General features: G+C 74.0%; 16 protein-coding genes and 1 pseudogene. 14 read left to right on the top strand and 3 right to left on the bottom strand.

Annotated elements, in window-relative coordinates; genetic code table 11:
* The first annotated feature begins 14 nt into the window (after window positions 1-14).
* From ACIPPS_RS10560 to ACIPPS_RS10550, 3 genes are all read left to right on the top strand, one after another.
* Window positions 15-896, top strand: a complete 882-nt coding sequence (locus ACIPPS_RS10560) for an EamA family transporter (protein WP_401429291.1) — start codon at window positions 15-17, stop codon at window positions 894-896.
* A complete protein-coding gene (locus ACIPPS_RS10555; RefSeq protein WP_401429289.1) occupies window positions 889-2,103 on the top strand; it encodes an aromatic amino acid transaminase in 1,215 nt (404 codons plus the stop codon). Before ACIPPS_RS10560 ends, ACIPPS_RS10555 begins: the two co-directional genes overlap by 8 nt.
* 103 nt (window positions 2,104-2,206) lie before the next feature.
* Window positions 2,207-4,264, top strand: coding sequence for a SpoIIE family protein phosphatase (locus ACIPPS_RS10550; RefSeq protein WP_401429286.1), 2,058 nt, complete (start codon window positions 2,207-2,209; stop codon window positions 4,262-4,264).
* A gap of 31 nt (window positions 4,265-4,295) precedes the next feature.
* On the opposite strand, the gene ACIPPS_RS10545 is transcribed toward ACIPPS_RS10550, so the two are convergent.
* Window positions 4,296-7,115, bottom strand: coding sequence for a SpoIIE family protein phosphatase (locus tag ACIPPS_RS10545; RefSeq protein WP_401429284.1), 2,820 nt, complete (start codon window positions 7,113-7,115; stop codon window positions 4,296-4,298).
* Window positions 7,116-7,427: 312 nt separating this feature from the next.
* Here ACIPPS_RS10545 and ACIPPS_RS10540 point away from each other — a divergent pair, with 312 nt between their 5' ends.
* From ACIPPS_RS10540 to ACIPPS_RS10520, 5 genes and pseudogenes are all read left to right on the top strand, one after another.
* Window positions 7,428-8,978 carry an AlkA N-terminal domain-containing protein gene (locus ACIPPS_RS10540; RefSeq protein ID WP_401429282.1) on the top strand — a complete coding sequence of 517 codons (1,551 nt, stop codon included), beginning with the start codon at window positions 7,428-7,430 and terminating at the stop codon, window positions 8,976-8,978.
* A gap of 15 nt (window positions 8,979-8,993) precedes the next feature.
* A pseudogene (locus ACIPPS_RS10535) lies at window positions 8,994-9,476 on the top strand (methylated-DNA--[protein]-cysteine S-methyltransferase); the annotation flags it as partial.
* A 276-nt stretch (window positions 9,477-9,752) separates the two neighbouring features.
* A complete protein-coding gene (locus ACIPPS_RS10530; protein ID WP_401429279.1) occupies window positions 9,753-10,973 on the top strand; it encodes a saccharopine dehydrogenase family protein in 1,221 nt (406 codons plus the stop codon).
* A gap of 123 nt (window positions 10,974-11,096) precedes the next feature.
* Window positions 11,097-12,803 (top strand): APC family permease, encoded by a 1,707-nt coding sequence (locus tag ACIPPS_RS10525; RefSeq protein ID WP_401429277.1) that lies wholly within the window; start codon window positions 11,097-11,099, stop codon window positions 12,801-12,803.
* 1 nt (window position 12,804) lies between these two features.
* A complete protein-coding gene (locus ACIPPS_RS10520; protein ID WP_401429275.1) occupies window positions 12,805-13,221 on the top strand; it encodes a universal stress protein in 417 nt (138 codons plus the stop codon).
* Between the two features lie 7 nt (window positions 13,222-13,228).
* On the opposite strand, the gene ACIPPS_RS10515 is transcribed toward ACIPPS_RS10520, so the two are convergent.
* Window positions 13,229-13,720: an NUDIX domain-containing protein gene (locus ACIPPS_RS10515; RefSeq protein WP_401429272.1), complete on the bottom strand. Its 492-nt coding sequence runs from the start codon at window positions 13,718-13,720 to the stop codon at window positions 13,229-13,231.
* A gap of 185 nt (window positions 13,721-13,905) precedes the next feature.
* Between ACIPPS_RS10515 and ACIPPS_RS10510 the strand changes: the two genes are divergently transcribed.
* Entirely contained in the window at window positions 13,906-15,060 is a 1,155-nt protein-coding gene (locus ACIPPS_RS10510) for a glycerate kinase (RefSeq protein ID WP_401429269.1), read from the top strand.
* Window positions 15,061-15,951: 891 nt separating this feature from the next.
* Here the strand turns inward: ACIPPS_RS10510 and ACIPPS_RS10505 are convergent.
* Window positions 15,952-17,157, bottom strand: coding sequence for a PucR family transcriptional regulator (locus ACIPPS_RS10505; RefSeq protein ID WP_401429267.1), 1,206 nt, complete (start codon window positions 17,155-17,157; stop codon window positions 15,952-15,954).
* Between the two features lie 179 nt (window positions 17,158-17,336).
* Here ACIPPS_RS10505 and ACIPPS_RS10500 point away from each other — a divergent pair, with 179 nt between their 5' ends.
* From ACIPPS_RS10500 to ACIPPS_RS10480, 5 genes are read left to right on the top strand one after another with little or no spacing between them, the layout of a single operon-like run.
* The gene (locus ACIPPS_RS10500) at window positions 17,337-18,158 is read left to right on the top strand and encodes an ABC transporter ATP-binding protein (protein WP_401429264.1); all 822 of its coding nucleotides are present in this window, start codon (window positions 17,337-17,339) and stop codon (window positions 18,156-18,158) included.
* Entirely contained in the window at window positions 18,155-18,988 is an 834-nt protein-coding gene (locus tag ACIPPS_RS10495; RefSeq protein ID WP_401429262.1) for an ABC transporter ATP-binding protein, read from the top strand. The genes ACIPPS_RS10500 and ACIPPS_RS10495 overlap by 4 nt, the downstream gene beginning before the upstream one ends.
* Window positions 18,985-19,875 (top strand): branched-chain amino acid ABC transporter permease, encoded by an 891-nt coding sequence (locus tag ACIPPS_RS10490; protein ID WP_401429260.1) that lies wholly within the window; start codon window positions 18,985-18,987, stop codon window positions 19,873-19,875. The genes ACIPPS_RS10495 and ACIPPS_RS10490 overlap by 4 nt, the downstream gene beginning before the upstream one ends.
* A complete protein-coding gene (locus ACIPPS_RS10485; protein WP_401429257.1) occupies window positions 19,868-20,983 on the top strand; it encodes a branched-chain amino acid ABC transporter permease in 1,116 nt (371 codons plus the stop codon). Before ACIPPS_RS10490 ends, ACIPPS_RS10485 begins: the two co-directional genes overlap by 8 nt.
* On the top strand, window positions 20,980-22,254 hold the full coding sequence (locus ACIPPS_RS10480) for an ABC transporter substrate-binding protein (protein WP_401429255.1): 1,275 nt from the start codon (window positions 20,980-20,982) through the stop codon (window positions 22,252-22,254). Before ACIPPS_RS10485 ends, ACIPPS_RS10480 begins: the two co-directional genes overlap by 4 nt.
* The last annotated feature ends 189 nt before the right edge of the window (window positions 22,255-22,443 follow it).

The raw sequence follows: 22,443 nt of genomic DNA, 5'->3' as shown, positions 1-22,443 counted from the left end.
TCTCGCCGCAGGCCATGGGACTCGCGGCCCTCCTGGTCACCGTGGCGATCTGGGCCGCCTTCGCGCTGAGCGCCCGCGCCCTCGGCGCCTCCACGCTCCTGCCCGCCGACGCGGCCCTGCTGCGGTTCGGCGTGCCGCTGGTGGTCCTGGCGCCCGCGCTGTGGCGGCGCAGGCGCCGGCTGCTCGCGGTGCGGCCCGGGCCCGCCGCCAAGATCGTCTGCGGCGCGGGCGTCCCCTTCTTCCTCGCCGCCATGTACGGCGGCTCGCTCACCTCGGCCGCCTTCGTCGGCGCGATCGTCCCCGGCATGGTCCCGCTCTTCGTCTCCGCCCTCGTGGTCGCGGGCGGCAGGAGCGTCCCGCGCGGGACGCAGGCCGCCGGCCTCGCCCTCATCGTCGCCGGGGTCGCCGCGCTGGTCTGGCGCTACACGGCGGCCCTGGACGCGGACGTCCTGCTCGGCGCCGGAACGCTGCTGCTCGCCAGCGGACTCTGGGCCCTGTACACGGTGGGCCTGCGCGAGGTGGAGCTCGACCCCGTCGGCTCCATCGGCCTGCTCTGCCTGCCCTCCTTCGCCGTCGTCGCCCTCCTCGCCCTGACCGGAGTCCTGCCCACCGGACTCGCCCACGCCGCCGCCGGGGACATCGCGCTGTTCCTCGTCGTCCAGGGCCTGGGCGTCGGCCTGTGCGCCGGACTGCTGTACGCGTTCGCCATCCGCCGCCTCGGCCCCGAGCGCAGCTCGGTCGTCGGCAGCCTCAGCCCCGTCGCCGTCGTCCTGCTCGCCGTACCCCTTCTCGACGAGTCGCCGACCGTGCCCGTGCTCGTCGGTGTCCCCCTCATCACCCTCGGCGTCGCGCTCGCCAACCGGCGCCCCCGAACCAAGGTCTCCGCCCATGCTTGAGCTGCTCGCCGCCCCGCCCGTGGACCCGCTGTGGGACCTGTCCGCCGCGTTCGCCGCCGACCCGCGCCCCGAGCGCCTCGACCTCGTCCTCGGCGTCTACCGCGACCACACCGGAGCCACCCCGGTGATGGCCGCCGTCAAGGAGGCCGAGATACGCCTGGCCGAGCGCGCCGGCTCCAAGGAGTACCGCGGCCTGTCCGGCAACACCGCCTTCAACCGGGCCATGCTCTCCATGGTCCTCGGCACCGAGGCCAGGACCGCCCGCGCGACGGCCGTCCAGACCGTGGCGGGCACCGGCGCCCTGCGCCTGCTCGCCGACCTCGTACGCCAGACCCGGCCCGGCACCACGGTGTGGATCAGCGACCCCGCGTACGTCAACCACCGCCCGATACTGGAGGGCGCCGGGCTCACGGTCCGGACCTACGGGTACGTCGACCGCATGATGGACGACCTGCGCGCCGCCCGCCGCGGCGACGTGGTCCTGCTCCAGGGCTGCTGCCACAACCCCACGGGCTCCGACCCCTCCCGCGCGACCTGGGAGGAGCTGGCCGACCTCGCCGAGACGAACGGCTGGGTCCCCTTCGTCGACCTCGCGTACCACGGGCTCGGCGACGGCCTCGACGCCGACCTGTGGGCCACCCGGATGCTGGCCGACCGGCTGCCCGAGGTGCTGATCGCCGTCAGCTGCTCCAAGAACTTCGGCCTCTACAGCGACCGCACCGGCTGCGCCGTCGTCCTCGGCCCGTCACGGCTGACGCTGCGCCGCGTCGAGACCGCCCTGCAGAACTCCGCGCGCGTCATGTACTCGATGCCGCCCGACCACGGCGCCGCCGTCGTCGCCACCGTCCTGGAGGACACCGGGCTCCGGGCCACCTGGCGGGCCGAACTCGACGCCATGCGCGACCGGATCGCCGCCAACCGGGCCGATCTCGTCGCCCACCTGACCAGCCTCGGCCGCCCGGACGTGGCGGCCTCGCTCCAGCGCCAGAAGGGCATGTTCTCCATGCTGCCCCTGACGCCGGAGCAGATGCGCCGGATGCGCGGCCGGTCCGGCGTCTACGGCACGGACGCCGGCCGCGTCAACATCGCCGGGGTCTGCGCGCACCGCATCCCCTTCCTGGCGCAGTCCATCGCCACCGCACTGGACCGGCCGGCCGCGTCCTCGGGCGACGCACCCGCCGGCAGCGCCCTCGCGCCCGCGCCGTAACCGCGCCACCCCGCGCGTGCGGAGCCGTACCGCAGGGCCGCGCGCCGGGGGCTCGGTTAGGGTGATCGGGTAGGAAGGCACCCCCCGGGGTTAGGTCGAAGCGTTGGACACTACTCAGTCGCCGAGCGAGACGCCGGAGCGGCCGCCGGCGGCCATCGGGTACGCCGGGGTCCTGCGTGAACTCCTCCCGATCGCCCTGTGGCGGGAGGACGCGGACGGCCGGGTCGTCGAGTGGTCGCTGGCCGCCCAGGACCTGCTGGGATACCGCCCCGACGATGTCATCGGACGGCCCGCTTCACCCATTCTGGTGCCCGACGCCAACCAGGAACTCGCCGAGCAGCTGACCCGGCGCGTCCAGTCGGGCGAGACCGTCGTCGGCACCCTGCCGGTACGGCACCGGGACGGTCACGAAGTGACCATGGAGATGTGGATCGTCCCCGAGATCGACCCCCAGGGGCGCCCCGGAGCCATGCTCATCGCGGTGGAGACCACCGAGGTCCTGCGCATGCGGGACTCGCTCGCCGCCCTGCAGAGCCTCTTCACGCAGTCGCCGATCGGCCTCGCCACCCTCGGCCCCGACCTGCGGTTCATCCGTGTCAACGACGCGCTGGCGCGGATGAACGGCGTCCCGCCCGCCGACCACGCCGGCAAGCTGCTCACCGAGGTGGTGCCCGGGGTCAACGCCGTCGCCCTCGAAGCCACCATGCGCACGGTCCTGGAGACCGGCGAGGCCGTCGTCGACGTACGCCGCACCGGCCGGACCCCGGCCGACCCCGACCGCGACCGCACCTGGTCCTGCTCCTACGCCCCGCTGGTCGACGGCTCCGGCCGCCGGCTCGGCGTGATCGCCTCCCTCATCGACATCACCGAGGGCCAGCGGGCGCTCGTCGAGGCCGAGCGCGCCAACCGCCGGTTCGCCCTGCTCGCCGAGGCGGGCACCCGCATCGGCACCACCCTCGACCTGCAACAGACCGCCGAGGAGATCGTCCAGGTCCTGGTCCCGCAGCTCGCCGACTCGGCCGACGTCCAGCTGCTGGAATCCGTGCTGGAACCCGACGAGGCGGGCGCCTCCACCCAGGGTCTGCTGCGCCGCCTCGCCGCCGTCTTCCCCGACCCGACCGCCCCCACCGCGATGCTCGCCCCGGGCCAGACCTTCCAGATCCCGCTCGGCACGACGTACGAGCAGGTCATCACCGACGCCCGGCCGATGAACCTCTACCACTCCGACCTGCCCGCGCTCTTCCCCGATCCGCGCACCCAACCCCTGCGCGCCTACTTCCAGGCCCACATCGGCTCGGCGCGCATCGTCCCGCTCGTCGCCCGCGGCAAGGTGCTCGGCGCCGTCTCCGTGACCCGGCTCGTCGAGCGCGAGCCCTTCGACGCGCGGGACTGCGTCCTCATCGACGAACTGGTCGCCCGCGCCGCCCTCAACATCGACAACGCCCGCCTGTACACCACCCAGCGCGAGGCCGCCCTCACCCTCCAGCGCAGCCTGACCAGCAACGCCCTGCCGAAGGCGGAGGGCCTTGAGCTCACCGGGCGCTACCTTCCCGCCAGCGCCCACGACGTCGGCGGCGACTGGTTCGACGTCATCGCCCTGCCCGAGGGCAGGACCGGGCTCGTCATCGGCGACGTCATGGGTCACGGCATCCACGCGGCGGCCGTCATGGGCCAGCTCCGTACGGCGGTGCGGACCCTGGCCCGGCACGGCGTGCCGCCCGCGGAGCTGCTCCGCTCCCTCGACGCCGCCGTCGCCGACCTCGGCGAGGACGAGATGGCCACCTGCGTCTACGCCGTCCACGACGCGGCCACCGGCAGCGTCGTGCTCGCCCGCGCCGGACACCCCCCGCCCGCCGTGGCCACCGCCGACGGGGCGATCACCTTCCTGGAGGGGCCGCCCGGCACGCCCCTCGGCACCGGCGTGCAGGACTTCGCCACGGAGGAGATCCTGCTCCCGCCGGGCACCCTGCTCGTGCTGTACACCGACGGCCTCATCGAGGCCCGGGACGGCGACCTCGACGAGGGCATGGACCGGCTCGCCCAGGCGCTGCTCCACCTGGAAAGGCCGCTCAGCCAGTTGTGCGACGAGATCCTCGACCAGTTGCTGCCGTGCGCGCCGCAGGACGACGTGGCCGTCCTGCTGGCCCGTACGTCGCTGTGACGGCGCGGGGGGGCGTGACGCTCCGGCCCGGTCACCAGGCAAGGTCCTCCAGCGCGTCCAGATCCGGCACCGGCAGCGGCGGCAGCTCCGACTCGGCCGTGGTCAGGGGCAGTTCGGCCCAGATGACCTTGCCCCGGTCGGTGTAGCGGGTGCCCCACCGCTCGGCGAACTGGGCCACCAGGAAGAGTCCGCGACCGCCCTCGTCGGTCGTCGCCGCGTACCGCAGGTGCGGAGCGGTACTGCTGCCGTCGGAGATCTCGCAGATCAGCCGCCGGTCGCGCAGCAGCCGGACCCGGATGGGCTCGGCGCCGTACCGGATGGCGTTGGTGATCAGCTCGCTGAGGATGAGCTCGGCCGTGAACGCGATGTCCTCCAGACCCCAGGCCGCGAGTTGCGCGGCGCCCGCGTTGCGGACCCGGGAGACGTCCGCCGGATCGCTCGGCACGTCCCACTCCGCGATCCGCTCCGCCTCCAGCCGGCGGGTGTCGGCGACGAGCAGCGCGATGTCGTCGTCGGGCGAGGGCACCAGCGTGGCCGTCAGGACGTCCGCGCAGGCCTGCTCCGGACTGCGGCCGGTGGTGGCCAGGGCGTCGCGCAGCAGCGCGAGACCGGTGTCGAAGTCACGGTCGCGGTCCTCCAGGAGGCCGTCGGTGAAGAGCACAAGACGGCTCCCCTCCGGCAGGTACAGCTCGGTGGTCTCGAACGGCATCCCGCCCACGCCCAGCGGCAGCCCGGCGGGCAGGTCCGGGTACTCGACCCGGCCGTCCGGATGGACGAGGGCCGGTCCGGGATGCCCGGCACGGGCCATCGTGCAGCGGCCGTCGGCGGGGTCGTAGATGACGTACAGGCAGGTGGCGCCGGTGATCCGCTCCTGCCCCCGGTCGCCGCCGGCCGCGCCGGACTCCGTACGGCCCTCCTCCGGCAGGCCTCCGCCGCCGGAGCCGCCGTGCCCCGCGGATCCACCCCCGGATCCGTTCTCCGGCCCGCCCCGGTCGATCCGGTCGATGCGGTCGATCAGCTCGTCGAGGTGGCCCAGCAGCTCGTCCGGCGGCAGGTCCAGGGTGGAGAAGTTGAGGACCGCCGTGCGCAGCCGGCCCATGGTCGCCGCCGCGTGCAGCCCGTGCCCGACCACGTCGCCGACGACCAGCGCCACCCGCGCCCCCGGCAGCGGGATCACGTCGAACCAGTCCCCGCCGACCCCCGCCTTGGCGGGCAGATAGCGGTACGCCACATCGACGGCCGACAGGTCCGGCAGGATCCGGGGGAGCAGGCTGCGCTGGAGCGTCACCGCCATCTCGTGCTCGCGGGTGAAGCGGCGGGCGTTGTCGATGGAGACCGCGGCGCGCGCGGTCAGCTCCTCGGCGAAGTTCAGGTCCTCCTCGTCGAAGGGCTCCTCGGTCCCGGACCGCCAGAAGTTCGCCATGCCGAGGACCACGCCCCGGGCGAGCACCGGCACCGCGACGAGGGAGTGCAGCCCGTACGAGAGGGCCGCCGCGGCCCCCACGGGGTCCTGGACCCGCCAGCCCTCGGCGGTGGTCAGATCGGCCACCAGGACCGCGTGAGCGCGGTCGAGCGCCTGCGCCATCGGGGTGGTCGGCACGACGCAGCGGATCCGTTCGCCGACCGGCTGGAGCGGATGCTCCGCGCTGACGCCCGTCAGCGCCGTCCGCAGCATCTCGGTGAACGCGCCCGACGGCTCCTCGCCCCGCAGCACCGGTTCGAGCAGCTCCACCGTGACGAAGTCGGCGAAGCGCGGGACGGCCACCTCCGACAGCTCCTCGGCGGTCCGCACGACGTCCAGGGTGGTGCCGATCCGCACCCCCGCCTCGTACAGCAGCTGCAGCCGCCCCCTGGCCACCTCCGCGCGGCCGGAGACCGTGGCCAGCTCGGTCGAGTCCCGCAGCGTCATCACGGTGCCGGTGGGGCGCCCCCGGTACGGCTTCGTCGGCCGCACGTTGACCGCGAGCAGCCGGTCGCCCGCCAGGTGCACCTCGTCGTTGACGATCCGGTCCGCGGAGAGCAGCGCGGCGGTACGGGGATCGAGACCCAGCTCCGTGACGTGCCGTTGCTCGGCCTCCGGGCCCAGGTCCAGCAGCCGCCGCGCCTCGTCGTTGGCGAGCAGCAGCCGGCGGTCCGCGTCGATGATGAGGACCCCCTCGCGCACGGCGTGCAGGACCGCCTCGTGGTGCTCGTTGATCCGGGTCATCTCCTCCGGCCCGAGCCCGTGGGTCTGCCGCCGCAGCCGCCGGCTCACCAGCGCCGCGCCGCCCACGGAGAGCAGCAGGGCCCCTCCGGCCGTGCCGAGCAGCAGCGGCAGCTGACCCTCGACCGCGTTGCCGACGTTCTCGACCTCGATGCCGGTGCTGACCAGGCCGACGACGGCGCCGTCGTCCGCACGGACCGGGACCACCGCCCGGACCGCGTCCGTCGGCTCCCCGTGGAAGATCTCGGTGAACGACTCGCCCGCCCGGGCGCGGGCGATGTCACCGGTGGCGCGCTGTCCGATCAGCTCGGGCGACGGGTCGGTGTAGCGGATCCCGTCGGGGGTCATGACGGCGAGGAAGTCCAGCCCCGAGGCGACGCGGACCGCCTCCGCCCGCGTCTGGAGCACGCTGGTCGGGTCGGGGGTCCGCAGGGCTTCCACGAGGCCGGGGGCGTGCGCGAAGGCCTCTGCGGCGGCGAGGGAGCGGTTGCGGGCGTCGGTCTCGGTGGCGTAGCGGGCCTGGAAGATCAGGGCGAGGGCACACACGGTGACGAGCACCACGACGATGACCGCCTGGAGGGCGAACACCTGCCCGGCGACGCTGCGCAGCCCCAGGCCCTTGGGCCGGCGGCTCAGCCGTCCGCTCATGAGGTGCTTCTTCTCGAAGACTCGGCTGTCGTCAGGGATACCTCACTCACCCGTCCACTTCCTCGGTTCCTCGGCCCGCCGGCGGCATCGGGGATCCGCTCCTTCCATGCTGCTCCCGTGACGGCCGGATATCGAGGCGGAGCGGGCCGGAGGCGTGTCGGGGCCGGCGCGGAAAACCGACGGGAGGGCCGGGCGGGCGCCGGCGGGACGGCCGCGCCGGCGTCGGCGGGGCGGACAGGCGTGCCTGGTCCGGGAAGGTCCATGTCGTTTTCTCGCCAGCGCACGGCCCCTCCGGTCCCGGATCATGGAGCCATGTACACCGACACCGAGCGCTGCGTCAGAGCCGTCCGATCGAAGGACGCCCGCTTCGACGGGGTGTTCTTCACCGCCGTGCTCACGACCCGGATCTACTGCCGCCCCAGCTGCCCGGTCGTCCCGCCCAAGGCCGAGAACATGGTCTTCCACCCGAGCGCCGCGTCCTGCCAGCGCGCCGGGTTCCGGGCGTGCAAGCGGTGCCGCCCCGACACGAGCCCCGGCTCCCCCGAGTGGAACGTCCGCGCCGACGCCGTCGCCCGCGCCATGCGGCTGATCCAGGACGGCATCGTGGACCGCGAGGGCGTGCCCGGGCTCGCCGCCCGGCTCGGATACTCCACCCGCCAGATCGAGCGCCAGCTCCTCGCCGAGCTCGGCGCCGGACCGCTCGCCCTGGCTCGCGCCCAGCGCGCCCAGACCGCGCGCCTGCTCATCGAGACGACGCCGATGCCGATGGCCGAGGTCGCCTTCGCGGCCGGCTTCTCCTCGATCCGTACCTTCAACGACACCGTCCGCGAGGTCTTCGCGCTGGCCCCCGGCGAACTGCGCGCCCGGGCGACACGGTCCGCCGCCGCGAGGCACTCCACCACCAGGGCCGCCGCCGCCACTCCCGCCGACGCGGTGGGCACCCCGGGCGTCATCACGCTCCGGCTGCCGTACCGCGCCCCCCTCAACCCCTCCAACCTCTTCGGCCACCTCGCCGCCACCGCCGTCCCCGGTGTCGAGGAGTGGCTCCCCCACTTCCCCGGCGGCGAGGCCGGTACGCCCACCGGCGCCTACCGGCGGACCCTGACACTGCCCCACGGGCACGGCATCGTCGCCCTCGCCCCCCGGACCGACCACATCGCCTGCCGGCTCTCGCTCACCGACCCCCGTGACCTGACCCACGCCATCAGCCGCTGCCGCTGGATGCTCGACCTCGACGCCGATCCGGTCGCCGTCGACGAACAGCTCCGTACGGACCCGTCGCTCGCCCCGCTGGTCGACCGGGCGCCCGGTCGCCGGGTGCCGAGGACCGTCGACGCCGCCGAGTTCGCCGTACGCGCCGTGCTCGGCCAGCAGGTCTCCACCGCCGCCGCCCGCACCCACGCCGCCCGCCTCGTCACCGCGCACGGGGTCCCGATCGACGATCCCGAGGGCGGCCTCACCCACCTCTTCCCGACCCCCGAGGCGCTCGCCGGTCTCGACCCGGAGAGCCTGGCGCTGCCCCGCAGCCGCCGCGCGACCCTGCTGAGCCTCGTCCGGGCCCTCGCCGACGGCTCGCTGAGCCTCGGCCCCGCCACCGACTGGGACGAGGCGCGCGCCCGGCTCCTCGCCCTGCCCGGCTTCGGCCCCTGGACCACCGAGGTCATCGCGATGCGGGCGCTCGGCGACCCCGACGCCTTCCTCCCCGGCGACCTCGGAGTCCGCCGCGCCGCCGCGGGCCTCGGCCTGCCGTCCACGCCCGCCGCGCTCACCGCCCGCGCCGCGCGGTGGCGGCCCTGGCGCGCGTACGCCGTCCAGTACCTCTGGGCCACCGACAGCCACCCGATCAACCACCTCCCCACCTGAGGAAGTCACCCCGCCATGCCCGACGTCCGGCACACCGTCATCGACAGCCCCTACGACGCGCTGACCCTGGTCGCCGTCGACGGCGTCCTGAGCCGCATCCACATGACCGACCAGCGCCACCGTCCCGCCGAGGAGACCTTCGGCGCGCCGGACCCGCGCCCGTTCGGCGAGACGATCCGCCAGCTCGACGCGTACTTCTCCGGCGAACTCACCTCGTTCACTCTGCCGTTGCACCTGATCGGCACCCCGTTCCAGCTGCGCGTCTGGGAACTCCTGCGGCACATCCCGTACGGCGAGACCCGCACCTACGGCGCGTTGGCGCAGGAGCTCGGCAACCCCGGGGCCTCCCGGGCCGTCGGCCTCGCCAACGGCAAGAACCCGGTCGGCATCGTCGTACCGTGCCACCGCGTCGTCGGCGCGAGCGGCTCCCTGACCGGTTACGGCGGCGGCCTCGACCGCAAACGGCGCCTGCTGGCCTTCGAGTCGGGCACGGAAGCGGCCCCCGCGCCGGCCGGTCGCCACGCCTCCCGCGGTCGAGCGGCCGGGTGCCAGGTCGTGTCCGAGGCGAACATCCAGCGCGCCGCCGGACGCGCAGTGGAAGACACCCCACGACCCGCCCACGGGACATCCCCCGCCGCCTGCCGCGTCGCGCCGCCCGCGTCGCCGAGTCGTCCGGCCGGGCCGTCGGGCCCCCGCGCCGAACCGGCGGCGAGGCGGCATCATCGGGACTGAGGCGACCCGCCTCCCTCCCGGCGGACGAAGGAGTGCTGCACGATGCGTGTCCTCATGGTCGGGGCGGGAGGCGTGGGTACGGCGATCACCCGGATCGCGGCCCGCCGTTCGTTCTTCGAGCACATCGTCGTCGCCGACTACGACCGCGCGCGGGCGGAGGCCGCCGTCGCAGCCCTCGGAGCGGACGAACGGCGCTTCACCGCGGTCCGGCTCGACGCCTCCGACACGGCCGGAGTGCGGGCGGCCCTCGCCGAACACCGCTGCGACGTCCTCCTCAACGCCACCGACCCCCGGTTCGTCCCGCCGCTCTTCGAGGCCGCGCTCGCCGAGCGCGTCCACTACCTCGACATGGCCATGTCCCTCTCCCGGCCGCACCCCTCCCGTCCGTACGAGGAGTGCGGCGTGAAACTGGGGGACGCGCAGTTCGACCGGGCCGACGCGTGGGAGGCGGCGGACCGCCTGGCCCTGGTGGGCATGGGTGTGGAGCCGGGCCTCTCGGACGTCTTCGCCCGGTACGCCGCCGACACGCTCTTCGACGAGATCGAGGAGATCGGCGTCCGTGACGGCGCGAACCTGGTCGTCGACGGCTACGACTTCGCGCCCTCCTTCAGCATCTGGACGACCATCGAGGAGTGCCTGAACCCGCCCGTCGTCTACGAGGAGGGGCGGGGCTGGTTCACCACCGAGCCGTTCAGCGAGCCGGAGGTCTTCGACTTCCCGGCGGGCATCGGTCCGGTGGAGTGCGTGAACGTCGAACACGAGGAGGTGCTCCTCGTCCCCCGCTGGCTGAAGGCCCGCCGCGTCACCTTCAAGTACGGTCTCGGCGACGAGTTCATCGGCGTCCTGCGCACCCTGCACAAGCTGGGCCTCGACCGTACGGACCCCGTCACCGTGGCCGGCGCCGGGGGCCCGGTGGCGGTCTCGCCGCGGGACGTCGTCGCCGCCTGCCTGCCCGACCCCGCGACCCTCGGCGAGCGGATGCACGGCAAGACCTGCGCGGGCACCTGGGTCAAGGGAACCAAGGACGGCCGGTCCCGGGAGGTGTACCTCTACCACGTGGTCGACAACCAGTGGTCGACGCGTGAGTACGACTGCCAGGCCGTCGTCTGGCAGACCGCGATCAACCCGGTGGCCGCCCTCGAACTGCTCGCCTCGGGCGTCTGGCACGGCCGCGGCGTCCTCGGCCCCGAGGCGCTGCCCCCGACCCCCTTCCTCGATCTGCTCGGGGAGTACGGCGCGCCCTGGGGCCTGCGCGAGCAGTGACGGCTCCCGTCGCCGCCCCTCGCCACCACCGGCCGCTCCCGCCATGCGGGGCGCACCGGGTCTCCTTACGATGAAGGCGTACTACTCCCTGTTATGTCTGGGTTCGACCTGGGGCGAGGGACCATGGCCGCCGAAGATGCCGCCGACGACAGAGCCGGACCCGCCGGGCGACCCGCGGGTCTGAAGCCGAACGCGATCGGGTTCGTCGACGCTCTCGTCATCGGGCTCAACTCCACCTCTCCCGCGTACTCGCTCGCGGCCGTGATCGGCCCGGTCGTCGCGCTGGTCGGGATCTACGCGCCCGGCGTGATGTTCGCGTCCTTCGTGCCGATGCTGCTGATCGCGAGCGCGTTCTACTACCTGAACAAGGTCGACCAGGACTGCGGCACGACGTTCTCCTGGGTCACCCGCGCCATGGGCCCCTGGGCCGGCTGGCTCGGCGGCTGGGCCATCGCCATGACCGGCGTCCTGGTCGTCGGCTCGCTCGCCGACGTGGCCGTGAGCTTCACCCTGCTCGCCGTCGGCCTCGACGGCTGGGTGGACAACGCCTTCGTACGCCAGCTGCTCACCGTCCTGCTCATCCTCGTGATGACGGCCGTCTGCGTCATCGGCACCGAGCTGTCGGCCAAGGTGCAGAACGTCCTCATCCTGGCCCAGGTCGCCTGTCTGCTGATCTTCGTGGGCGTGGCGCTCTACGCCGTCTACGGCGGCACCAGCGCGTACGACGCCGTCGAGCCGTCCCTCAGCTGGCTCAACCCCTTCGGCGCCGGCGGCGCGGCGCTGACCGGCGGCCTCCTGCTGGGCGTCTTCATCTACTGGGGCTGGGAATCGGCCGTCAACCTCACCGAGGAGGTCAGGGACTCCGCGACCGCCCCCGGCAAGGCAGGACTGTGGTCGACCGTCATCCTGCTCGTGACCTACGTGTCCGTCGGCTTCGCGGTCGTCGCCTACGCGGGCCCGGCGTTCCTCGCGGACAACGCCGACGAGGAGGAGTTCATCTTCGCGCAGCTGGCCACGGACGTCATGGGCGGCTGGGACTGGATCCTGCTGCTCGCCGTAGCCACCTCGGCGATCGCCTCCACCCAGACCACCATCATCCCGGCCTCGCGCACCGCGCTGTCCATGGCCCGCCGCCGGGCGCTGCCCGAGCACTACGGCCACGTCAGTTCCCGCTTCCGTACCCCCGACGTCAGTACGTGGTGGGTCGCCGGCATCGCCATCGCCTGGTACCTCGTGGTGAACCAGATCAGCAGCAACGCCCTCTTCGACTCGCTCACCGCGCTCTCGCTGCTGATCTCCTTCTACTACGCGCTCACCGGTGTCGCCTGCGCCGTCTACTACCGCCGCCATCTCCTGGAGAGCGTCCACAACTTCCTGCTGATCGGCCTCGGTCCGCTGGTCGGCGCCGGGCTGCTGGCGTGGCTGCTCGTGAGGTCGGTCTCCGACATGTCCGACCCGGCGAACTCGTACAGCGGCACCTCGTGGTTCGGCCTCGGGCCGCCGCTGGTCATCGGCATCGGCATCGCCGCCACCGGCGTCGTCCTGATGCTCGTGCGGCGGGTGTGGGCACCGGCGTTCTGGCGCGAGCGCCCGGGCGTGGCCGATCCCGCCCTGGTCCACGGCCACGGCCACGGCGGCGGCACGGGCCCGACCGGTGCCGGTCCCGGCCCGGGTCCTGGTTCCGGCCCGAGTCCCGGTCCTGGTTCCGGTCCAGGCCCCGGTTCCGGCCCAGGTCCCGGTACGGGTACGGGTCCTGGTCCCCGTACGGGTACGGGTCCCGGTCATGGCCGGGGTTCCGGGCGCGGGCCCGGTCACGACGAGGAGGGCTGAGATGACGGTCGTTCTCGGTTACGACGAATCACCCGGAGCCGCCCGTGCGTTGCGCATCGCCGTCGAGGTGGCCGCCGCTTTCGACGAGACGCTCGTCCTGGTCTACGGGGCCGCCGCCCCCGGCCCGACGGGCGAGGAGTACCGGTCCCACATCGCGGCGATCCGCGAGGCCGGCCGCAACGGACTGCGGCACGCGGTCACCGAGGCCGACCGGGCGGGCGTGCCGACCGTCGTCGAGGTGATCGACGAGAAGCCGGCCCAGGCCCTGATCGACGCGGCGGAGCGGCACGGCGCACGCGTCATCGTGGTCGGCAGCTGGGGCGAGAGCCCGATGCGCGGCGCGCTGCTCGGCTCGACGCCTCACAAGCTCCTGCACATGTCGCGTGTCCCCGTGCTCTGCGTACCCCCCGAGGAGTGAGGGACGCTCAGCGGACCGGGCGGCCGTTCTCCAGCTCCACCGGCCCCGCGCCCCGTACGAGCGCGTCGAGGGCCGCGACCACCCGCAGGCCCAGCGAGCCGAGCAGATGGGCGGTCACCTCGGCGGGGTCGATCAGCTTCCACGAGAGCAACTCCTCCTCCTGGAGCCGGATCGCGGCGAACTCCTCGTCCGGCAGGACCCCGCCGTCGTAGACGTACGCCACGATCGGCGGCCTGGCCGGGCCGTGCGACCAGTCGACCGCGAGCAGCGCCCCCAGCTCCACGTCCAGGCCGACCTCCTCCGCGGTCTCGCGGCGCGCGGCCTGACGGGGCGTCTCTCCCGTGTCCGACTCGACCGTGCCGCCGGGCAGCGCCCAGCCCTCACGGTAGTTCGGCTCGACGACGAGCACGCGGCCCTCGGCGTCCCGGAAGAGCGCGGCCGCGGCGGCGAGGACACGGGGCAGGCCGGCGATGTACAGGGCGTAGTCGGTCGTCGTCATACGGTCAGCGTAGCCAGCCCACGACCGTGAGGTCGGGGGCGTTCTGATCGACCGGGTCCGGTTCCGTGCTCATATGGACCCCCTATGGTGCGGAATATCGCCTTATCAGGGGGTGGCACGCCGTCTGGGGGTGCGGATAAGGTCGGCCACGGCGCGACTGCACGTTCGAAAGCAAGGGATGCAAGGTGACGGACGGAGCAGTAACTGAGGTCGCACGCGTACTCGTCGCGGCCGACAAGTTCAAGGGCTCGCTCACGGCCGTACAGGTCGCGGAGCGGGTCACAGCAGGTCTGCGACGGGTCGTCCCGGAGCTCGAAGTGGAGACCCTGCCGGTGGCGGACGGCGGCGACGGTACGGTCGCGGCCGCGGTGGCGGCCGGTTTCGAACGCCGTGAGGTACGGGTCACGGGGCCCGTCGGCGACCCGGTGACGGCGGCGTTCGCGCTGCGCGACGGGACGGCGGTCGTGGAGATGGCGGAGGCCTCGGGCCTCCAGCTGCTGCCGTCGGGTGTCTTCGCGCCGCTCACCTCGACGACGTACGGCTCGGGCGAGCTGCTGCGGGCGGCGCTGGACGCGGGCGCGACGACGATCGTCTTCGGCGTCGGCGGCAGCGCGACCACGGACGGCGGGGCCGGGATGCTGGCCGCGCTGGGCGCGGTCTTCCTGGACGCGGACGGCGAGCCGGTGGGCCCGGGCGGAGCGGCGCTGTCGTCGCTGGCGACGGCGGACCTGTCGGGCCTGGACCCGCGGTTCGCCTCGGTCGAGCTGATCCTCGCGAGCGACGTCGACAACCCGCTGACCGGCCCGAAGGGCGCGCCGGCGGTCTACGGACCGCAGAAGGGCGCGTCCCCGGAGGACGTGGCGACGCTGGACGCGGCGCTGGCGCACTTCGTGACGGTCCTGGAGAAGGCGATCGGCCCCAAGGCGGCCGAGTGCGCGGTCGCGCCGGGCGCGGGTGGCGCGGGCGGCATCGGGTACGGGGCGCTCGTCGGCCTCGACGCGAGCTTCCGCCCCGGGATCGAGCTGATGCTCGACGTCCTGGGCTTCGCCCCGGCCCTCGACCGCGCGACGCTCGTCATCACCGGCGAGGGCTCGCTCGACGAGCAGACGCTGCACGGCAAGGCCCCCGCGGGCGTCGCGGCGGCGGCCCGGGCGGCGGGCAAGAAGGTCGTCGCGGTCTGCGGCCGCCTGGCCCTCCAGCCGGAGGCCCTCACCACGGCGGGAATCTCCCGCGCCTACCCCCTCTCGGCCCTGGAACCGGACCCGGCCAAGTCCATCCCGAACGCGGGCCCGCTCCTGGAAGAGGTCGCCGCGACAATCGCCCACGACTGGCTGGCGTAGCCAACCTGGGCGCCTCCTGGAGGAGCGCGCGCGTGGCACCCGCGAGAGCGGGCTTCGCGTGGGAGCCGGGCCGCACGCCCGCGAGGCGGGCGGCCCTCGCAGAGGCGCCGCCGCCCGGGGCGGGCCCACGGGGCTGACGCCCCGCCGGGGCGGGCGCCCGACGGGGCTGACGCCCCGCCGGGGCGCCGTCCCGCTGCCCGTCGCCCACCGAGGAGCCGGGTGGCGCGCAAAGCTCCGGCCCTCGGGGGGAGCCGGACCCATGAAGCGGACGCGCCCGCTGGGGCGGCGTCCCGCTGTGCCCACCCGCCTCTCCCCCCAGGGCTTTGCCCTGGGGGGAGAGGCGGCCGCCCTCCCGGGCGTCGCCCGAGCCGCCGTGATCGTCCGCGACGGAGCCGCCCAAGCGGGACGATTGCCCACGCGGGGTGAGTGGCCGCGGGCGGCGCGAAGCTGCCGCTTCCGAGTGCCTGGCCCGTCGGAGCCCCTACGGCGGCGCGGAGCTGCCGCGTTCGGGGTGTCGGCGGCGCCCGGCCGGGCGCCGGTCCACGGCCCCCGCCCCCAGCCCCCGGCAGGGTTTCGGGAAGGGGCGGGGTGGGGGAGTCGCTCTGAGCCGCACCCAGGCGCGGCGGGTTCACCGGACGTGCCGGGCGCCCGTCTCGCCCCGGCGCCGCAGTCGGGCGCGGCGGGTTCACCGGACGTGCCGGGCGCCCGTCTCGCCCCGGCGCCGCAGTCGGGCGCGGCGGGTTCACCGGACGTGCCGGGCGCCCGCGCTCGCCCCAGCGCCGCACCCGGGCGCGGCGGGTTCACCGGACGTGCCGGCCCCCCGCCTCACCCGCCTCACCCCGCCGCCGCACCCGAGCGTGCCGAGCCCAGCCCACGTGCCAGCCCCCCGCCTCACCCCGCCGCCGCCCCCGTCAGGCGGAACGCGTCCAGGGCCAGGGTCATCTCCGTCAGGTCCCTCGGGCGGGACAGCGACCGCGACGTCAGCTGCTCCAAGCGGCGCAGGCGGTTGAAGACCGTGTTCCGGTGGCAGTACAGCCGCGACGCGGCCCGCCCCGCCGACCCCTCGCAGTCCAGCCACACGTCCAGCGTCTCCAACAGGATCGCCCGGTCCGCCGGGTCCAGCTCCAGCAACGCCCCCAGCACGTCCGTCACCAGCAGACCCGCGAGCTCCGGCTGGCCGACCACCAGCGCCCCCGCCATCCGCCGGTCGAGCCGGACGACCTGCCGCGACTCCGGCGGACTCGTCCGCAGCGCCAGCTCCGCGAGCCGCCGCGCCCGGCCCAGCTCCGCGAGCCCCGTCACCACCGGGCTGATCCCGCCAGGACCCGGGCACCGCCCCTCCAGCAGCTCCGACAGCGCGTCCAGACCCGTGCCCTCCGCCAGCGACACCACCCCGAACTCGCAGTCCGCGCCCATCCGCCACAGGAACCGCACCCCGGCCCCCTGAAGCCGCCGGTGGAACGGCTCCGGCACCTCCCGGCGGTCGTGCCGCAGTACCACCACCGCGTACCGCCCGTGCTCCGGCAGGTCCAGGCCCGCCGCCGCCCGTGACGTGACCTCCGGCGACCGCTGCCCGTGGAGCAGCGCGTCCAGGAGCGCCTGGAGTTGCTCGTCCGTACGCCGCCGCAGCTCCAGCTCCGTCGCCCGGTACGCCTCCGTCGCCGTGTCCGCCTGCGCGTTCACCGCCGACCACATGACCGTCGCCGACTGCGTCAGCGCGGCGAGCCGGGACGGGAACCCCGACGCGTCCTCGATCAGCGCGTCCCACACCAACTGTCCGGCCTGCCGGTACGCGTGCACGAGCAGCTCCAGCGGCATGCCCTGCTCCGCCCTCCGCCGCCCCAGCTCGTCCGCGTGCTGCAGGTCCCGCCGCGGCGAGTCACGCGGCGCCGAGATCATCTCGATCCCGATCCGCATCGCCTCCTGCGCCTCACGCCAGTGCTGGTCGTACGGCACGATCCGGCCGTACGCCGGCTCGTACTCGTGCAGTTCCCTCAGATGCTCGTCCACCAGCTCCGGAAGCCGTTCCAGAAGCGCCGTGCACGCCTCGGCCAACAGCTTCCAGTCGTCGCCGGTCCGCGGTCTGCGCCGTCCCATGCCCGGAGGATGCCACCCCGGACCCCTTCCCGACAGGCCCCTGACACGCGGTGTTGTGCGCGTGCACAACCCACCGCCGCGCCCGCTGGTCACCGGCAGCGTTTCGGCCGCCGCACGTGGACGGACGGGCGGCACGGTGCTGGGGTGAGCGCCACTGAACGGGCCACGGAAGGGGAACCATGGGAGGGACCGCACTCGCCCTCGAGGTCGCGGACCTGTCGGCGGGGTACGGACCGGTACGTGCGCTGAGGCAGGTGTCGCTCACCGTGCCGGAGAGCGGGGTCGTCACCGTCCTCGGCGGCAACGGAGCGGGCAAGTCCACGCTGCTGCGAGCCGTCTCGCGCACACTGTCGTTCCACGGCGGAGCCGTCACCTCCGGCACCGTGACCTTCGGCGGGCGCCCCATCGGCGGGCTCGCCCCCGACCGGGTCGTCGCCGCGGGGGTCTCCCAGGTGCCGGAAGGGCGGCAGGTCTTCGCGCGGATGACCGTCGAGGACAACCTGCGCGCCGGGGCGCTCGGCGCGCAGGGCGACCGGGCGGGGAAGGCCGCCGCCCTCAGGCGGGTCCACGAACTCTTCCCCGTCCTCGCCGAACGCGCCCACCAGCGCGCCGGGCTCCTCTCCGGCGGCGAACAGCAGATGCTCGCCGTCGGCCGGGCCCTGATGGCCTCGCCGAAGCTGCTGCTCCTGGACGAGCCCTCGCTGGGCCTCGCCCCGCTGATGGCCGCCCGGATCGCCGACACGATCCGCGAGATCAACGCCCAGGGCACGGCCGTCCTCCTCGTCGAGCAGAACGCGGCGCTCGCGCTGCGGCTCGCGACGCGGGCGTACGTCCTGGAGGTCGGCGAGGTCGCCCTCTCCGGTCCGGCCGCCGAGCTGGCCGCCTCCGACGAGGTCCGCCGCCGCTATCTGGGCGTCGTGGACGAGGACGCCGCCGCCGACGCGGCGACCGCCGCCACCGTCCACCCCGTGCTCTCCCGCTGGCAGGAGGCCACCCGATGACCCCGGCCCCCGCCGAGACCCCCGACACGTCCCCCGCCGCCCTGGGAACACGCCCCACCGTCCCCACCCTGGACGTCCGCGACGTCACCGTCCGCTTCGCCGGGCTCACCGCACTCGACGCTGTCTCCTTCACCGTCCGTCCCGGCACCGTCCACGCCGTCATCGGACCCAACGGCGCCGGCAAGTCGACCTGCTTCAACGTGCTCTCCGGGGTGTACAGGGCCACCTCCGGCAGCGTCCGCTTCGGCGACCACGAGCTCACCGCCCTGCCCCCGCACAAGATCGCCGACCTCGGCGTCGCCCGCATCTTCCAGAACCTCGCGCTGCCGCCCCGCGCCACCGTCGAGGACAGCCTGATGCTCGGCCGCCACCGGCTCACCCGGACCGGCTTCCTCGCCGCCGGGCTCCGGCTGCCCTCGGCCGCCCGCGAGGACGCCCGCCATCGCGCCCGCGTCCGCGAGATAGCCGCCTTCGTCGGCCTGGAGAAGCAGCTCGCACAGCCCGCGGGCTCGCTCCCGTACGGGCAGCAGAAGCTGGCGGAACTCGCCCGCGCGCTCTGCATGGAACCCCGACTCCTCCTCCTCGACGAGCCCGTGGCCGGCATGACGGCCGACGAGCGCCGCCGCACCGCCGCCGTCATCGCCGGCGTGCGCGACAGCCTCGGGATCTCCATCGTCCTCGTCGAGCACGACATGGGAGTGGTGATGCGGCTCGCCGACGCCGTCACCGTCCTCGACTTCGGCCGCCGCATCGCGGACGGCGCCCCCGGCGACGTACAGAACGACCCGGCGGTCGTCCGCGCCTATCTCGGAGAGGAGACCGCCGAGTGACCACCTTCGCCGAACTCCTGCTCAACGGCGTCTCGTTGGGATCCATCTACGCCCTCATCGCCCTCGGATTCGTGGTGATCTTCCGCGCCACCGAGGTCGTCAACTTCGCCCACGCCTCGCTGCTCCTGGCCGGTGGCTACTTCACCGCCGTCCTCCACGACGACATCGGCTTCTGGCCCGCGCTGCTCGTCGGCATCGGCGGTGCGGCGCTGGTCGGCGCGGCCGTGGAGTTCCTCGTCATGCGCCGCTACCGAGGTTCCGACCACAGCGTCCTCGCCATCGTCACCATCGGCGTCGACATCCTGCTCGCCACCGAGCTGACCCGCCGCATCGGCACGGACATCCTGTCGCTCGGCGACCCGTGGGGCGACTCCCTCGTCACCTTCGGTCCGGTCACCGTCGCGCAGACCCGCATCGCGGCCTTCCTGCTGGCGGCGGTCCTCATCACCGCGTTCCTGCTGGCCTTCCGGTACACCTCGTGGGGCGTCGCCATGCGCGCCGCCGCCGAGAACCAGGAGACCGCCGCCCTCATGGGCATCCGGCTCGGCCGGGTCTCGCTCGGCGCCTGGGCGGTGGCGGGCGGCCTCGCCGCCGTCGCCGCGCTCTTCCTCACCGTCTTCCCCACCCCCGGCCTGGAGCGCTCCACCTCCTTCGCCGCGATGAAGGCCTTCCCCGCCGCCATCCTCGGCGGCCTCGACTCCACCACCGGCGCCCTCGTCGGCGGACTCCTGGTCGGCGTCACCGAGTCGCTCGCCACCGGCTACCAGGGCGATCTGACCTTCCTCGGCCGGGGCATCGGCGACGTCGCCCCGTACCTGGTGATGGTCGCGGTGCTGCTGATCCGCCCGGCCGGACTCTTCGGCACGAAGGAGCTGGCCCGTGTCTGAGACCCTCGCGCCCCGGGCCGTCACCGCGCTCGCCCGGCCCCGCGTCTACGGCTGGGCCGCGGCCGGCCTCGTCCTCGCCGCGTTCCCCTTCTACCTGGACCGCTTCTGGCTCCAGGCCGGGCTCTTCGCCATGGCCGCCGCGATCGGCGCCATCGGGATCAACCTGCTGACCGGCGCCACCGGCCAGCTCTCCATGGGCCACGCCTTCTTCCTCGCCGTCGGCGCCTACGGCTACTGCGCCTTCGCCGGCGACGGCTCCGACGGCCTCACCGGTCTCGGCCTGCCCGGCTGGCTCGCCGCCGTTCTCGCGGTCGTCCTCGCGGGCCTGGCGGGCGGGGTGTTCAGCCCCATCGCGGGCCGGCTGCGCGGCGCGTACCTGGGCATCGCCACCCTCGCGCTGATCTTCATCGGCCAGCACGTCCTCTTCAACGCCCACGACCTCACCGGCGGCTTCAACGGCCGCGCCGTGCCCCCGCTGAGCCTCTTCGGCCTCACCTTCGACGAGAGCGAGCTCCTGGTCGCCCAGGTGCCGTTCGGCTCCGCCGAGAAGCTCTGGTACCTCGGTCTCGTCCTCCTCCTCGCGGGCGCCCTCTTCGCCCGCGGGGTCCTGCGCGGCCGCCCCGGCCGCGCCATGAACGCCATCCGGGACCACCGGATCGCCGCGGGCGTCATGGGCATCCCCGTGGCCCGCTACCGCGCCGCCGTCTTCGTCCTGTCGTCCATGTACGCGGGTCTGGCGGGCGTCCTCCTCGCGCTGGTCTTCCAGCGCACCGTGCCGGAGTACTTCGGCATGCTGCTCTCCCTCGAATACCTGGCCATGATCGTCATCGGCGGTCTCGGCTCGGTCGCGGGCGCGGTGATCGGGGGAGTCTTCGTCTCCCTCCTGCCGCAGCTCCTCAACCGGTACAGCGACGCGCTGCCCCTGGTCTCCGCCCCCGGGACGGGCGGGATCGCACCGGGGGAGGCCGCCCGCTACCTCTATGGCGCCGCCGTCGTCGTGGTGGTGCTCTTCCTGCCCGGAGGCCTGGTCCGGCCGGCCTTCCGGAAACCCGCCCGGAACACCGAGCGAACCGCCCAACCCTCGCACTCCTCTGGGGAGGAACGATGATCCACCGACGACAGGCGACCAGAACCACGGCCGTCGCGCTCGCCACCCTCGTCGCCCTGACCGCCGCCGGCTGCAGCTCCAAGGCCAAGACCGGCGACGACAAGGACACCGGCGCCGGTGGGGTGAAGTCCGGCCCGGGCGTCACCGACACGGCCATCACGCTCGGCGCGCTCACCGACATGACCGGCGTGTACGCCACCCTCGGCAAGAGCGTCACCCAGGCACAGCAGCTGTACGTGAAGCAGGTCAACGCATCCGGCGGGATCTGCGGCCGGCAGCTGGAGCTGACGGTCCGCGACCACGGCTACGACCCGCAGAAGGCGCTCTCCGCGTACACCGAGCTGGAGCCGAAGGTGGTCGGCTACGCCCAGTTCATCGGTTCCCCGTTCGTCGCCGCGGTCAAGCAGCGCGTCGACGGCCAGGACAAGGGCCTCGTGCTGCCCCAGGCCTGGTCCGCCTCGCTGCTCGGCTCCCCGTACATCCGCGTCCTGGGCTCCACGTACGACATCGAGACGATCAACGCCGTCGACTTCCTGGTGAAGGAGAAGGGCCTGAAGGCGGGCGACAAGCTCGGCCACGTCTACTTCGAGGGCGACTACGGCGAGAACGCGCTCGCGGGCTCGAAGTTCGCGGCCGAGAAGGCGGGGCTCACGGTCGTCGAGCAGAAGATCAAGCCCACCGACAACGACATGTCGGCGCAGGTCGCCGCGCTCAAGCAGGCGGGCGTCAAGGCCGTCGTGATCAGCGCGGGCCCGCGCCAGGCCGCCTCCCTGGTCGGCGTCGCGGCGGCGACGAAGCTCCAGGTGCCGGTCATCGGCAACAACTCGGCCTTCGCCCCGCAGCTGCTCGGCACCCAGGCCGGTCCGGCGCTGGAGAAGATGTACTGGTTCGCCTCGCCGAGCCTGCCGATCGGCGCGGAGACCGAGGCGGCGAAGAAGCTCGTCGCCGACTACAAGGCCGCGTACCCGAGCGACAGCCTCGACAACGGCATCGTGGCCGGCTGGACCGCCGCGAGCGTCTTCGGGGAGGCGCTGAAGAAGGCCTGCGCCGACAAGGACCTCACCCGGGAGGGCATCGACAAGGCGCTGCTGACCCTGAAGGACGTCGACCTCGGCTTCGGCATGAAGCACGACTTCAGCGACCCGAAGGCCCCCTCGTCCCGCGAGTCGGTCATCGTCCAGCCCGACAAGACCCTCCCCGGCGGTATGCGCACGGTCCGCGAGCCCTTCGTCTCCGACGCGGCGAAGGAGTTCACCCCCAAGGCCGGCTGAGCTCCACCGGTACGGAACGCCCCGCCGCGCACGCATCCCGCGCGGCGGGGCCTCCGTGTGTCATGTCCCGGAAACAGGGCGGTGTGACGCTCGCGCCCATGAACGCACACGCCCTCGCGACCACCGTCGACCGCCTCGACCCCGCCCGGATCCGTACCCACGCCCCCGACGGCCTCGCCGCCCTCCTCG

This window comes from Streptomyces sp. NPDC090127, assembly GCF_044746945.1.
Taxonomy (GTDB): domain Bacteria; phylum Actinomycetota; class Actinomycetes; order Streptomycetales; family Streptomycetaceae; genus Streptomyces.
This window is presented reverse-complemented; position numbering and strand designations above follow the sequence as displayed.

Bases quoted from the DNA above. Each gene is read 5' to 3' on its own strand.
- ACIPPS_RS10525 (WP_401429277.1), top strand. From the start codon at position 11,097: ATGGCCGCCGAAGATGCCGCCGACGACAGAGCCGGACCCGCCGGGCGA.
- ACIPPS_RS10480 (WP_401429255.1), top strand. From the start codon at position 20,980: ATGATCCACCGACGACAGGCGACCAGAACCACGGCCGTCGCGCTCGCC.
- ACIPPS_RS10540 (WP_401429282.1), top strand. From the start codon at position 7,428: ATGTACACCGACACCGAGCGCTGCGTCAGAGCCGTCCGATCGAAGGAC.
- ACIPPS_RS10515 (WP_401429272.1), bottom strand. From the start codon at position 13,720: ATGACGACGACCGACTACGCCCTGTACATCGCCGGCCTGCCCCGTGTC.
- ACIPPS_RS10530 (WP_401429279.1), top strand. From the start codon at position 9,753: ATGCGTGTCCTCATGGTCGGGGCGGGAGGCGTGGGTACGGCGATCACC.
- ACIPPS_RS10555 (WP_401429289.1), top strand. From the start codon at position 889: ATGCTTGAGCTGCTCGCCGCCCCGCCCGTGGACCCGCTGTGGGACCTG.
- ACIPPS_RS10505 (WP_401429267.1), bottom strand. From the start codon at position 17,157: ATGGGACGGCGCAGACCGCGGACCGGCGACGACTGGAAGCTGTTGGCC.
- ACIPPS_RS10500 (WP_401429264.1), top strand. From the start codon at position 17,337: ATGGGAGGGACCGCACTCGCCCTCGAGGTCGCGGACCTGTCGGCGGGG.
- ACIPPS_RS10520 (WP_401429275.1), top strand. From the start codon at position 12,805: ATGACGGTCGTTCTCGGTTACGACGAATCACCCGGAGCCGCCCGTGCG.
- ACIPPS_RS10560 (WP_401429291.1), top strand. From the start codon at position 15: ATGGGACTCGCGGCCCTCCTGGTCACCGTGGCGATCTGGGCCGCCTTC.
- ACIPPS_RS10495 (WP_401429262.1), top strand. From the start codon at position 18,155: ATGACCCCGGCCCCCGCCGAGACCCCCGACACGTCCCCCGCCGCCCTG.
- ACIPPS_RS10545 (WP_401429284.1), bottom strand. From the start codon at position 7,115: ATGAGCGGACGGCTGAGCCGCCGGCCCAAGGGCCTGGGGCTGCGCAGC.